The 13518-nt window shown below is 56.4% G+C and carries 11 protein-coding genes; 4 read left to right on the top strand and 7 right to left on the bottom strand.

Features of this window, described 5'->3' with window-relative positions; genetic code table 11:
- Positions 1–144: 144 nt before the first annotated feature.
- Genes pqiC through rlmKL form a run of 5 tightly spaced genes read right to left on the bottom strand, consistent with a single transcriptional unit; the run spans position 145 to position 7655 of the window.
- Positions 145–717: a membrane integrity-associated transporter subunit PqiC gene (gene pqiC / locus N7V53_RS02650; protein WP_094420316.1), complete on the bottom strand. Its 573-nt coding sequence runs from the start codon at positions 715–717 to the stop codon at positions 145–147.
- The gene (pqiB, locus tag N7V53_RS02655) at positions 714–2354 is read right to left on the bottom strand and encodes an intermembrane transport protein PqiB (RefSeq protein ID WP_270220624.1); all 1641 of its coding nucleotides are present in this window, start codon (positions 2352–2354) and stop codon (positions 714–716) included. Before pqiB ends, pqiC begins: the two co-directional genes overlap by 4 nt.
- Positions 2344–3615 (bottom strand): membrane integrity-associated transporter subunit PqiA, encoded by a 1272-nt coding sequence (gene pqiA, locus N7V53_RS02660; protein WP_023481363.1) that lies wholly within the window; start codon positions 3613–3615, stop codon positions 2344–2346. Before pqiA ends, pqiB begins: the two co-directional genes overlap by 11 nt.
- Positions 3616–3626: 11 nt before the next feature.
- A complete protein-coding gene (locus tag N7V53_RS02665; protein WP_279791928.1) occupies positions 3627–5534 on the bottom strand; it encodes an ABC transporter ATP-binding protein in 1908 nt (635 codons plus the stop codon).
- A 12-nt stretch (positions 5535–5546) separates the two neighbouring features.
- The gene (gene rlmKL, locus N7V53_RS02670) at positions 5547–7655 is read right to left on the bottom strand and encodes a bifunctional 23S rRNA (guanine(2069)-N(7))-methyltransferase RlmK/23S rRNA (guanine(2445)-N(2))-methyltransferase RlmL (RefSeq protein ID WP_279791929.1); all 2109 of its coding nucleotides are present in this window, start codon (positions 7653–7655) and stop codon (positions 5547–5549) included.
- 100 nt (positions 7656–7755) lie between these two features.
- On the opposite strand from rlmKL, the gene N7V53_RS02675 reads away from it, so the two are divergent.
- Positions 7756–8865 carry a YcbX family protein gene (locus tag N7V53_RS02675; RefSeq protein ID WP_279791930.1) on the top strand — a complete coding sequence of 370 codons (1110 nt, stop codon included), beginning with the start codon at positions 7756–7758 and terminating at the stop codon, positions 8863–8865.
- On the opposite strand, the gene zapC is transcribed toward N7V53_RS02675, so the two are convergent.
- Both zapC and pyrD read right to left on the bottom strand, forming a co-directional pair.
- Complete coding sequence (gene zapC, locus N7V53_RS02680) at positions 8862–9404, bottom strand: cell division protein ZapC (RefSeq protein WP_023481804.1); 543 nt, start codon at positions 9402–9404, stop codon at positions 8862–8864. The genes N7V53_RS02675 and zapC overlap by 4 nt on opposite strands.
- Before the next feature lie 167 nt (positions 9405–9571).
- Entirely contained in the window at positions 9572–10582 is a 1011-nt protein-coding gene (pyrD, locus tag N7V53_RS02685) for a quinone-dependent dihydroorotate dehydrogenase (RefSeq protein ID WP_023481354.1), read from the bottom strand.
- 249 nt (positions 10583–10831) lie between these two features.
- Between pyrD and ssuE the strand changes: the two genes are divergently transcribed.
- The 3 genes from ssuE to ssuD are packed head-to-tail and all read left to right on the top strand — an operon-like array spanning position 10832 to position 13513.
- A complete protein-coding gene (ssuE, locus tag N7V53_RS02690) occupies positions 10832–11407 on the top strand; it encodes an NADPH-dependent FMN reductase (RefSeq protein WP_279791932.1) in 576 nt (191 codons plus the stop codon).
- Positions 11400–12371 carry a sulfonate ABC transporter substrate-binding protein gene (locus N7V53_RS02695; protein WP_279791934.1) on the top strand — a complete coding sequence of 324 codons (972 nt, stop codon included), beginning with the start codon at positions 11400–11402 and terminating at the stop codon, positions 12369–12371. The genes ssuE and N7V53_RS02695 overlap by 8 nt, the downstream gene beginning before the upstream one ends.
- Positions 12368–13513, top strand: a complete 1146-nt coding sequence (gene ssuD / locus N7V53_RS02700; RefSeq protein ID WP_279791935.1) for an FMNH2-dependent alkanesulfonate monooxygenase — start codon at positions 12368–12370, stop codon at positions 13511–13513. Before N7V53_RS02695 ends, ssuD begins: the two co-directional genes overlap by 4 nt.
- The last annotated feature ends 5 nt before the right edge of the window (positions 13514–13518 follow it).

Consider the following 13518-nt stretch of genomic DNA (forward strand, 5'->3'; position numbering starts at 1 on the left):
CACGCCAGTGTCATAAATGTGACCTGGACAAAACTTCATTTGTACAACAAACGCACGTTTCCCTGACTAAGTTTCTGAGCTCAAAAACAAAAAAAAGCCGCAACAGGTGAAGTCCCGTTGCGGCTCGTTTATCATTAAATCTACTTATGGCAGACGATTCAGCTCCGCGGCGATACTGGCAGCTTCCTGCTGCCAGCCCTGAGCCAGCGTTTTCACCATCGCATCGTAACCATCTTCTTGCTGTTTAAGCTCGATGTGGAAAGGTCGCTTAATCAAACTGCCCTGATGCTTAAGCAGCCATTCGCCGCTGACAATAACGCGCCCGTCATAACGGCCGTGAAAACCGGTTACCGTCACATTCAGCGTATCCTGCTCGCTGCCCAGCGGCTGCGATGCCACAACCCAGCCGGGTAAGGCGTTGCCCAGATTCGCCACCAGCGTATTACGTAACTGCTGATCGAGCGGGCTGGCCCAGAGGTTGTTATTGGCAATAACGTATTGAACATCGCTGGTTTGATACACCACGCCATTTCCCGCCAGGTAGTCCGGCACAGAGACCTGCTCAACCCAGAGCTGGCGGTTGCCCTGGGTTTGGCCGGTCATCGACTGCGTCGTGGTTACCGACGGCGAAGGTAGCTGGTAGTAACTTTTGTTATCGCCGCCGCTGCTGCAGGCGGCTAATAACAGGACAAGCATCGCCAGTGCGCTCTTTCTCATTGTTTCGCCCTCTTCGGCTGCGGATCGTCTTTCCCTTTCGCTTCGAATACCAGCGCATTGCTCTTATCGTTCAGCGTTTTCAGCACCGGCTGAAGCTCCCGTAACACCTGATCCAGACGCTGCATATCCGCCACCATCTTGTTGTAGGCGGCCGAGCCCGGCTGGAAGCCCTGCATACTGCGATTAAGCTCGCGCAGCGTGGACTGCATGTCCGCCGGAAGCTGCTGCATCGACTGGCTGGCAGTCAATTTATTCAGGTTATCCAGCGTCGTTTGCAGACGTTTAAGAGTTTGCTGGCTCTCCGTCAGCGTGTTTGTTGCCTGCTGAATCATCGGATTGAGCGGCAGGTTGTTAATCTTATCCAGCGTATCCATCAGGCGCTGCTGGATCTGCGCCAGGCCGCCACTCATCGTTGGGATGATGGGGTAGCCCTCAAACTCAGTAAACTCTTTCATCGGCGGCGCGTTGTTGTAGAAGTCGAGATCGACATACAGCGCACCGGTGACGATATTACCGGTCTTCAGGGAAGCGCGCAGGCCACGATTAAGCAGCTCTTTCATGTGCGCAGTCATATCCGCATCCTGTCCCAGCTGATTCGCCAGCCGCTCAGGCTCAATGCGGATCAGCACCGGAATGCGGTAATCATCGTTCAGCGCCTGGCGCATGCCCGGGTTAAAGAACGGCACCTTGCTCACGGTTCCAAGGCGAATACCGCGGAACTCCACCGGCGCACCCGGCTGCAGGCCGCGAATCGAATCTTTAAAGAACATCAGGTAGTCGACATGATCGGTGTAGAGCGAGTCCTGAATACTGCGCTGATCGTCATACAGTTTAAAGGCGCTCTTCTCCGCCACCGGCTGTCCTAAGTCCAGCCCATCCGGGATATCAAAACTAACGCCGCCGCCAAACAGCGTCGCCAGCGATCCCATTTCGACACGCATGCCGGCAGAGGTGAGATCGACAGCGATACCGCTATCTTTCCAGAAACGGACATTGCTGGTCACCAGCCGATCGTTCGGGGCATTGATAAAGAGCTGGTAGGTCATGGTCCGTTTTTGCGTATCAAAGTTACTGGTTTCAACCGAACCGACACGATAGCCACGGAAAAGCACCGGATCGCCGGGTGAGAGTTGTCCCGCCTTGTTGCTGTCGAGGATCACGCGGATGCCTTTAGCATCCGGCGGCGCCAGCGGAGGGGCATCCAGCAGGGTATATTGATCGGGCACGCTGCCTTTAGCACCCGGCTGAAGTTCAATATAGGCACCCGAGAGCAGCGTTCCGAGGCCGCTGACACCTTCCCGACCGACCTGCGGTTTTACCACCCAGAATACTGAGTCGTTATGCAGCAGTTTTTCCATGCCGGAGTTGAGCCGTGCTTTGATCTCCACATGGGTTAAATCATCGGTCAGCGTTGTACTCTCTACGACGCCGACATCTACGCTGCGGCTCTTGATCGTCGTTTTCCCGCCGACAATGCCCTCAGCATTAGTGGTGATCAGCGTCACTTCCGGACCCTGATGGCTGTAGTGATAAAAGAGGATCCAGGCGCCAATCAGCGCGGTCACGATCGGGAAAATCCAGACCGGCGACCAGTTCCTTACTTTTTGCACCTGGGCTTCGCCCTGTTTATTCTCCATGCTCTGACAACTCCTCATGGTGCGTTTGTGGCTCCCGATCCCAACTGAGACGCGGGTCGAAAGTCATCGCCGCAAACATCGTGATAATAACGACCAGCGCAAACATTAGCGCACCCATTGCAGGATAGATATTCATCAGCCCGCCAATGCGAACTAACGCAGATAGCACTGCAATAACAAAGACATCAATCATTGACCAGCGGCCGACAAACTCGACCACTTCATAAATAAAATGCATCCGTTCGCTGTCACGTCTGCCATAACCCTTCGCATCAATACAGAGCCAGGCAATGCCGATCATTTTCAGCGTCGGCACCATAATGCTGGCAATAAAAATCACCAGCGCCACGGGATAGGAGCCTTCGCTCCATAACAACACCACCCCCGCCAGTATGGTCGATGGCGTCGGATCGCCCAGCAGATCCGTTATCATGATCGGCAAAATATTAGCCGGCAGATAGAGCATGATCGCCGTGACGAGCAGCGCCAGCGTCCACTGAATGCTGTGGCGTCGCCGGGCATAACCACGCGTATGACAGCGCGGACAAACTGGATTATCCATCGGTACGATTGCCGTACAGCAGGGACACGAGCGCAGCCCCTGACGGATGCCGGTGATGCCCACACGCAGAGGTTGCTCAAGTACAGGCGCAGGCGCGATGTCATCCCACAGCCAGTGGCGATCGACGCACTGAAACGCGCGCAGTTGCAGCAGGCAGAAGAGGCACCACGGAATAAAACTGCTGCCAATGCCGATATCGCCATAGGCCATCAGCTTAACGAAGCTCACCAGCACCCCGGCAAGAAAAATCTCCGCCATGCCCCAGCTTTTTAACTGAAACAGCACCCGCGCCAGCGCAATTTTGAGGCGAAAATCCATCCGTACCCGGTTTACCAGCAGCAGGATAGTAATAAGGCAGAAGGCAGGCACCAGCTGGACGAAAAGCAGGAAGAGCGTGCCGAGGCTGGCGTAATCTTCTGAGAACATGACGCTTGGGATCTCAAGCAGCGTCACCTCGCTACTAATACCCGCCACCTGCATATTGACGAAGGGGAAAAGATTGGAGAGCAGCAGCATAAACAGAGCGACGAGGGCGTACGCCGTCGGGCGCTGCCGCGGCTCCTGCCATTCGGTCGTCAGAGTTGTGCCGCAGCGCGGGCACGCCGCCCGGTGTCCATGTTGCAGCGTCGGTAACGCCACCAGCATGTCACATTGCGAGCAGAGAATGTGGCGCGTGCCATGGTGGTGGTGTTCACACATACCGCTTTCCTCTATGCGCCGTTTTTCAGCGCCTCCAGATACTCCCAGCGTTCAAACGCCGCTTCCAGTGCTTGCTCGGCTGACGCCATGTCAGCGAGGACTTTTTGCGTATGATCGTGCGGCTGGCTGAAGAAACTCGCATCGGCTACCTGCGCCTGCAAGGTTTCCAGCTCGGCTTCCAGCTGTTCCAGCTTTTGCGGCAGCTGTTCCAGCTCACGCTGCAGGTTATAGCTTAATTTGTTGGCGCTGCGTTTAACAGTTTCTGCTTTGGCGGCAGGCGCCTCGGCACTTTTCTGCGCCGCAGAGTGTTTAAACGCCTGCGAGGCAGCCTGCTGGCCGCGCGCATCATGATAGCCGCCAACATACTGTCCAATGCGCCCTTCCCCTTCGAAGATCCAGCATTCGGTCACTGTGTTGTCAACAAACTGACGGTCATGGCTCACCAGCAGAACCGTGCCCTGGTAGCTATCAATCAGCTCCTCCAGCAGTTCGAGGGTTTCCACGTCCAGGTCGTTGGTCGGTTCATCGAGAATCAGCAAGTTGCTGGGTTTCAGGAACAGACGCGCCAGCAACAGACGGTTACGCTCCCCGCCTGATAGTGCGCGTACCGGCGTCATTGCCCGCTTCGGATGGAACAGGAAGTCCTGCAGATAGCCAAGGATATGGCGCGGCTTGCCGTTGACCATCACTTCTTGTTTACCTTCCGCCAGGTTATCCATTACGGTTCTGTCGGGATCAAGCTCAGCACGATGCTGGTCGAAATAGGCTACTTCAAGCTTGGTACCAATGTGAACGCGGCCGCTATCGGCTTTCAACTGTTCAAGCATCAGCTTCAGCAGGGTCGTTTTACCGCAGCCGTTCGGGCCAATCAGCGCAATTTTATCGCCGCGCTGCACCTGGGTGGAGAAGTCGCGCACCAGCGCTTTACCATCGATGCCGTAATTAACATGCTCCAGCTCGAAGACGATCTTGCCTGAGCGGGATGCCTCTTCGACCTGCATTTTTGCGCTGCCCATCACCTCACGGCGTTCGCTGCGCTCGCGGCGCATCGCTTTCAGTGCACGCACGCGCCCTTCGTTACGGGTACGACGCGCCTTGATGCCCTGACGGATCCACACCTCTTCCTGCGCCAGCTTGCGATCGAACTCAGCGTTTTGCAGATCCTCTACGCGCAGCGCTTCCTCTTTCTCCAGCAGATACTGGTCGTAATTGCCCGGATAGGAGACCAGCTTGCCGCGATCGAGATCGACAATGCGCGTCGCCATATTGCGGATAAACGAACGGTCATGGGAAATAAAGATAATGGTGCCGCCGAAAGACTTCAGGAACCCTTCCAGCCAGTCGATGGTTTCAATATCGAGGTGGTTGGTTGGCTCATCCAGCAGCAGCACGCGCGGCCCGCTGACCAGCGCACGCCCCAGCGCCGCCTTACGCAACCAGCCGCCGGAGAGTGCTGAGAGCGACATATCAGCCGTCAGGCCAAGCTGCGCCAGCACTTCATTGATGCGGTTCTCCAGCTGCCACAGGCCGTGGTGATCCAGCATCTCCTGCACGCGCGCCAGCTCAGCGAGGTTTCTGTCGCTCGGATCGGTCATCACCAGGTGAGAGACCTCGTGATAACGCTTGAGATACTCTGCCTGCTCTTCGATACCTTCGGCAACGAAATCGTAGACGCTGCCGCTGACATTGCGCGGCGGATCCTGCTGCAAACGTGCAACAACTAAATCCTGTTCATAAACAATGCGACCATCATCAAGATTCACTTCCCGGTTGAGGATCTTCATCAGCGTCGATTTGCCTGCGCCGTTACGGCCCACCAGACAGACGCGCTCATTCTCTTCGATATGCAGTTCCGCATTATCGAGAAGCGGTGCGTCGCTGAATGAGAGCCACGCGCCGTGCATACTAATTAATGACATCTATTTATCCTCTCAGGCTGCGGTAATCAGCCAGCAGTTGTGGATTTGACGGTTGCGGGCAAAATCCTGCGACTGCGTTTTTTGGGTAATTTCTTGTGCTTTAAGCCCCAGCTTCGCCAGCCCGTCGAGATCCATACGGAAACCGCGTTTGTTATTGGAGAACATAATGGTGCCCCCTTTACGCATCAAGCGTTTCAGGTCTTCCAGCAGGCGCATATGATCGCGCTGCACATCGAAAGACTCTTCCATACGCTTAGAGTTGGAGAAGGTTGGCGGATCGATAAAGATAAGATCGAACTGCTCATCGGTCTCCTGCAGCCAGCCGAGGCAATCGGCCTGGATCAGGCGATGCGCGCGACCGCTTAAGCCATTGAGGCGCAGGTTACGCTCCGCCCACTCGAGATAGGTGCGGGACATATCGACGGTGGTGGTCGAGCGCGCGCCGCCCAGACCCGCATGAACGCTGGCGCTGCCGGTGTAAGCGAAGAGGTTGAGGAAATCTTTGCCTTTGCTCATCTGGCCCAGCATGCGGCGGGCAATACGGTGATCGAGGAACAAGCCGGTATCCAGATAATCCGTCAGGTTGACCCACAGGCGGGCGTTATATTCGCTCACCTCGATAAAGTCGCCCTTCTCATTCATCTTCTGGTACTGATTATTGCCCTTCTGGCGCTCACGGGTTTTCAGCACCAGTTTGTTAGGCGCAATACCGAGCACGTGAATGGTGGCGGCAATAATATCGAACAGGCGTTGACGCGCTTTTTGTGCATCGATGGTTTTCGGCGCGGCGTACTCCTGCACCACCACCCAGTCAGCATAGCGGTCGACGGCAACGTTGTAGTCCGGCAGATCGGCATCATACAGGCGATAACACTCAATCCCCTCCTGACGCGCCCACTTCTCCAGCTTCTTAACGTTTTTACGCAGACGGTTAGCGTAATCTTCCGCCATCGCTGGCGCTTTCGCTTCGCCGGTGTTTTCCGCCAGATGGTAGTTTTTCTGTACGCAGTCGAGCGGGCCATTTTTGGCTTTGAACTGACGATCGGCGCGCAGCTGCAGGCAGTTGAGCAGATCGACCGAGGCGCTAAACAGCGACAGGTTCCAGCCGCCAAACTGCGCCTTCAGCAGACGGCCCAGCAGGCTGTGCAGGGCAATCAGCGCCGGTTCGCTCTCCAGACGCTCGCCGTAAGGTGGGTTACTGATAACCGTGCCGTACGGGCCTTGCGGCAATGGGTTGCTGAGCTGCGCGACATCTTTGGCTTCAAAGGTAATCAGCTCGCCAATCCCGGCGCGACGGGCGTTTTTACGGGCATTTTCGATGACACGGGCATCGCTGTCGGAGCCATAAAAACGGGACTCATACGCCGCCAACCCCTCGCGTGCGCGGTTTTGCGCATCGGCTTTCACTTCACCCCAGATGGCATCGTCATGCTGCGCCCAGCCGCTAAAACCCCAGTGACCGCGGTGCAGGCCAGGTGCGCGATCGGTTGCCGCCATGGCAGCTTCAATCAGCAGCGTGCCGGAGCCGCACATCGGATCGAGCAGCGGCGTGCCCGGCTGCCAGCCGGAGCGCATCACAATGGCTGCGGCCAGGTTCTCTTTGATAGGCGCAATGCCGGTACGATCGCGGTAGCCGCGCAGGTGCAGGCCTTCGCCGCTCAGATCGAGAGAGATATGCGCCGTTTCCTGGTTCAGCCAGACGTTAATGCGCAGATCCGGCATTTCACGTTCGACGTTCGGGCGCGGCAGGTTTTTGCGCGTAAAGCTGTCGACAATCGCATCTTTCACTTTCAGCGCGCCGTACTGGCTGTTGCGGATCTCATCGTTCAGCCCGCTGAAGTGCACGGCGAAGGTCGCGCCCGGGTTGAAAATCTCTGTCCAGTTGATCGCCTGTACGCCGAGATAGAGATCAAGGTCGCTATAAACCTTGCACTCTCCCAACGGCATCATAATGCGCGAGGCCAGGCGGCTCCACATCAGGCTTTGGTACAGGAGCCGCGTGTCGCCTTCAAAATGGACACCACCCTGAACCACGCGGCACTCCATAGCACCGAGTTTTTCAAGTTCAGTTTTTAACAGCTCTTCCAGCCCACGGGCCGTACTGGCAAACAGAGAAATCATAATGTCACTTACACTCTACGAAAATTGTTGCGCATTATAGCTAATCTCGCCCTCATGTCATAAAGTTGAGGGCTTATTTTCGTCTAACAGGGAGGAAGACGTGCCTACGCTTTCACGTCTTTATATCCATCCGGTGAAATCCATGCGCGGCATTGGCCTGACGCATGCCCTCGCCGATGCCAGCGGCCTCGCGTTTGACCGGGTTTTTATGGTCACGCAACCTGATGGCACCTTTATTACTGCGCGTCAGTTTCCGCAGATGGTGCGTTTTCTGCCCTCGCCTTTAACGGATGGTCTGCATCTGACCGCGCCCGACGGCAGTAGTGCGGTGATCCGCTTTGCAGATTTTGCCCCTGACGCCGCGCCAACTGAGGTGTGGGGTAATCACTTCACCGCGCTGATTGCCCCTGCGGCCATCAACCAGTGGCTGAGCGGCTTTTTCGACCGCGAGGTGCAGCTGCGCTGGGTGGGCACAAATCCGACCCGCCGCGTTAAGCGCCACGAAGAGGTTCCCCTCTCCTTTGCCGATGGCTTTCCCTATCTGTTAACCAATGAAGCCTCGCTGCGCGATCTGCAAAAACGGTGCCCTGCCAGCGTGCAGATGGAGCAGTTTCGCCCCAATCTGGTGGTGACCGGGGCGCAGGCGTGGGAGGAGGATAGCTGGAAAGTGGTGCGCATTGGCGACGTGGTGTTTGACGTGGTTAAACCGTGCAGCCGCTGCATCTTTACCACCGTCAGCCCCGAGCGCGGTCAGAAACACCCTGCCGGTGAGCCGCTCGCTACGCTGCAAAAATTCCGCACGGCGCAGGATAATGGCGACGTCGATTTCGGTCAGAACTTGATCGCCCGCAATAGCGGCGTGATTCGTACCGGCGATGAGGTTGCGGTACTGGCCACCGGCCCGGCCAAAGTTTACGGCGCGGGTGCCGTCGTGGAATCGCTCGAGCCGGACGTGCAGCCCGCAGGCACGGTGGACATTGAGTGGCAGGGGCAGACCTTTCGCGGTAACAATCAGCAGGTGCTGCTGGAGCAGCTGGAAAACCAGGGGATCCGCGTGCCCTACTCGTGTCGCGCAGGCATCTGTGGCTGTTGCCGGATACGTTTAGTGGAAGGGGAAGTGAGCGCGCTGAAACAATCAGCCCTGGGCGAAGATGGCACCATCCTCAGTTGCAGCTGCGTACCGAAAACATCGCTGCGGCTGGAACCTTAAACGGCCTGCTCAAGGGCGAGGCTCGCGGCATTAAGCTGCGGCTTCAGGCGATCGTTCATGATTTTTATCGCATCGCCCAGCTGCATCGTGCGCCCGGCAATCACCACGCCGGGCTGCGCCAGCAGGCAGAGCGTCGCGTTCTCTCCCGGCTCAACCACCAGCAAATTCACGCACTCCTGCGTATCGCTTAACCAGACGCAGGCTCCGTCGCCAGTGCCGGGCGTCCAGGGGGAGTTGTGGCTTAAAAAGTGCCAGCTTTTCGGCATTTGCGGTTTAAGAAAGCGGATTGCCACCAGCGCGTTGAGCACCAGCTCGGCGCGTTGCTCATTAGATAATTCTAAATCGCGGCATTTTTCATCGAAGGAGAAATAAAGCGCAGCGTCATCAACACAAAAACCAGACGGGGAAAAGGCATCAGGCGTCAGCATTTTACGGGCAAAGCGGGAGCGAAATAACATGCCATTGGCTAAATCGAGCATCATACGATCGTGCTCTTCATCAAAATACCAGCGCCAATTATCGTCAGGTTTAATTCGCATTGTTTCCCCCTTTCCCCCTAAACATCCTGTTGTTTTTTCATCCGTTGTGCCGCCTCGCTTATTAACTTAATAATTGAAGACTGAAATGTTTAAATTAGCAACAGTGACGGAATATAAAACAACCAGGGCCGGAAATAAAGCCCTGGTTGCGCAGGAGGGGAAAAAGATCAGAGGTGAGTGACGATCTCTTTTACCAGCGGTGGGCCTTTAAAAATAAAACCGGAATAAATTTGTACCAGCGAAGCGCCCGCTTCCATCTTCTCGCGCGCGGCGATCACCGAGTCGATTCCACCGACGCCAATAATCGGTAAACGCCCGGATAATTCTTGTGACAGACGTCGGATAATTTGCGTACTTTTTAATTGCAGAGGGCGTCCACTTAAACCACCGGTTTCATCACAGTGCTTCATTCCCTGAACCAATGCCCGGTCGAGGGTGGTATTGGTGGCAATAACGCCATCAATATTGTGGCGAACTAAACTGTCAGCGACCTGGATTAGCTCTTCTTCAGAAAGATCGGGCGCAATTTTCACCGCCACCGGAACATATTTATGGTGGCGAGCTTGCAGATCATTCTGCTTAATTTTAATGGCGCTGAGTAAATCATCCAGCGCTTCGCCATATTGCAAGGTGCGCAATCCGGGAGTGTTTGGCGAAGAGATATTGATGGCGATATAACCGGCATAGGGGTAAATTTTCTCCATGCAGATCAAGTAGTCATCTTTACCCTGCTCAACGGGCGTATCTTTATTTTTGCCAATATTAATGCCGAGCACGCCGTCAAAATGCGCCTTTTTGACATTCTCAACCAGGTTGTCGACGCCAAGATTGTTAAAACCCATGCGGTTAATCAGCCCTTCAGCCTCCACCAGGCGGAAGATCCTAGGTTTATCATTTCCCGGCTGCGGGCGCGGCGTCACGGTGCCAATCTCGATTGAGCCAAACCCCATCGCGCCCAGCGCATCAATGCACTCACCGTTTTTATCCAGACCAGCGGCCAGACCGAGCGGGTTTTTAAAGGTCAGTCCCATGCACTGCACCGGTTTTGCCGGTACACGCTGGCGGACAAGCGCTTCCAGCGGCGTGCCGGTAATACGGCGCAGCTGCTGAAACGTTAATTCATGCGCGCGTTCTGGATCGAACTGGAAAAGGGCTTTACGAACGAAGGGGTAGTACATGAACTCTCCTGGATTCCCGGTGTGCAAACCGGGGGCGTATTATCAGGGAAAGCGCAGCGAAAGGGAATTGACCTGTGGCAAAAAAAGCCCATTCCGCGCAATCGTTTTCCTCTCATGCCCTCTCTTTATGCAAATTTCAGCAACTTTTCCCCGAATAAATCATTTAGGGGAATAAACCGCCTCTGTCACACTGCCTGAAATTGTTATCAATGTTATCTAAAAGCAAACATTTGGTTATAAGGAGTAAGCATGCGCGTTGTCACTCTGGCCGGCAGTCCCCGCTTTCCCTCGCGCTCCAGCGCACTTCTGGAGTATGCCCGCGATCGCCTTACCGCGCAGGGCGTTGAGGTAAATCACTGGCATCTCCATAACTTTGATCCTGAAGACCTGCTCTATGCCCGCTTCGACAGCCCGGCACTGCAAACCTTTATTGAGCAACTCAGCACGGCCGACGGGCTGATTGTCGCCACACCGGTTTATAAAGCAGCCTATTCCGGCGCCTTAAAAACGCTGCTCGACCTGCTTCCTGAGCGCGCGCTGGCAGACAAAGTGGTCTTGCCGCTGGCAACGGGCGGCACGGTAGCGCATCTGCTGGCGGTGGATTACGCCCTGAAACCGGTGCTGAGTGCCCTCAAGGCACAGGAGATCCTCCACGGTGTTTTCGCCGATGACAGCCAGGTGCTCGATTATCAGCATAAACCGAGCCTGACACCTAATCTGCAAGGCCGGCTGGACAGCGCGCTGGAGACCTTCTGGCAGGCGCTGCATCGCCGCGACATTAAAGCCCCGGATTTCCACGCCCCGCAAGGAGTTGCTCATGTTTAACCGCCTCTCGTTTTCTGCCACCGGGCTGCTGCTTGGCGGGCTGCTAACCCTCTCTGTCTGGGCGCAGGCCGCCGAGCCCGCACCGGAGGCGTTGCGTATTGGTTATCAAAAAGGGAGCGTCAGCATGGTGCTGGCGAAAAGCCACGGCCTGCTGGAGAAGCGCTATCCGCATACCAAAATATCCTGGATTGAGTTCCCGGCCGGGCCGCAAATGCTTGAAGCGCTCAATGTCGGCAGTATCGATCTCGGCAGCACGGGCGATATCCCTCCGATTTTCGCCCAGGCTGCGGGCGCAGACCTGGTGTATGTCGGCGTCGAGCCGCCGAAACCAAAAGCGGAAGTGATCCTCGTGGCTGAAGATAGCCCGATCAAAAGCGTGGCGGATTTGAAGGGCCATAAAGTCGCGTTCCAGAAGGGTTCCAGCTCCCATAACTTGCTATTGCGGGCGCTGCAACAGGCCGGGCTTAAATTCAGCGATATCCAGCCGGTGTTCCTCAGCCCGGCAGATGCCCGTGCCGCGTTCCAGCAACACAATGTCGATGCCTGGGCTATCTGGGATCCCTACTACTCTGCCGCCCTGTTACAAGGCGGTGTACGGGTGCTGAAGGATGGCACCACCCTCAAACAGACCGGTTCGTTTTACTTAGCCGCGCGCCCCTATGCCGAGAAGAACGGTGCCTTTATCCAGGGCGTACTCGATACCTTCAGCGCAGCGGATGCATTAACGATTAGCCAGCGTGACGAGAGTATTGCCCTGTTTGCCAAAACCATGGGGCTGCCGCAGCCGGTGATCGCCACCTATTTCGATCATCGCCCGCCGACCAAAATCACCCCGGTGAATGAGGCAACGGCCGCACTGCAGCAGCAGACCGCCGATCTTTTCTATGAAAACCATCTGGTACCGAAAAAAGTCGATATCCGTAGCCGTATCTGGCAGCCGACCCAAGAAGGAGCAAAATCATGAGTCTGAATCTGTTCTGGTTTTTACCGACCCACGGTGATGGTCACTACCTTGGCACTGACCACGGCGCGCGGCCAGTTGATTATGGCTATTTGCAGCAGATCGCCCAGGCAGCCGACAGGCTCGGCTTTAGCGGCGTGCTGATCCCCACCGGGCGATCCTGTGAAGATGCCTGGCTGGTCGCCGCTTCGTTGATTCCGGTCACCCAGCGCCTTAAGTTTCTGGTTGCCCTGCGCCCGAGCGTGATCTCACCGACGGTAGCCGCCCGCCAGGCGGCGACGCTCGACAGGCTCTCCAATGGACGGGCGCTGTTTAATCTGGTGACCGGCAGCGATCCGCAGGAACTGGCGGCCGATGGTGTGTTCCTCGATCACAGTGAACGCTATGAGGTGTCGTCAGAATTTACCCATATCTGGCGTCGTTTGCTGGAAGGCGACACCGTCGATTTCACCGGAAAGCATTTGCAGGTACGCGGCGCGAAGCTACTCTTCCCGCCGGTACAGCAGCCGCGCCCGCCCCTCTACTTCGGCGGATCGTCCGATGTGGCGCAGGATCTGGCGGCAGAGCAGGTCGATCTCTATCTCACCTGGGGCGAGCCGCCGGAGCAGGTAAAAGAGAAGATTGCGCAGGTGCGCGCCAAAGCCGCTGCCCACGGGCGAAAAGTGCGCTTCGGTATCCGTCTGCATGTGATTGTGCGCGAAACCAATGCCGAGGCGTGGCAGGCGGCAGACCGGCTTATCTCACACCTTGATGATGCAACGATTGAAAAAGCGCAGGCAGCCTTTGCCCGTCAGGACTCGATTGGTCAGCAGCGTATGGCCGCCTTACACAACGGCCGTCGCGACAAACTCGAAATCAGCCCCAACTTGTGGGCCGGTGTCGGTCTGGTGCGCGGCGGCGCGGGCACCGCATTAGTGGGCGATGGCCCGACGGTTGCAGCGCGCATCAACGAATATGCCGCTCTCGGTATCGACAGCTTTATCCTCTCCGGCTATCCGCATCTGGAAGAGGCGTATCGCGTCGGCGAACTGCTCTTCCCGCATCTGGATGTGGCTATCCCCGAGATCCCGCAACCGCAGCCGTTACAGCCGCAGGGTGAAACGGTGGCCAACGAGTTTATTCCGCGTAACGTGGCGCAAAGCTGAGGTCG

The organism is Kosakonia sp. HypNH10, assembly GCF_029850615.1.
In the GTDB taxonomy this organism is placed as follows: Bacteria; Pseudomonadota; Gammaproteobacteria; order Enterobacterales; family Enterobacteriaceae; genus Kosakonia; species Kosakonia cowanii.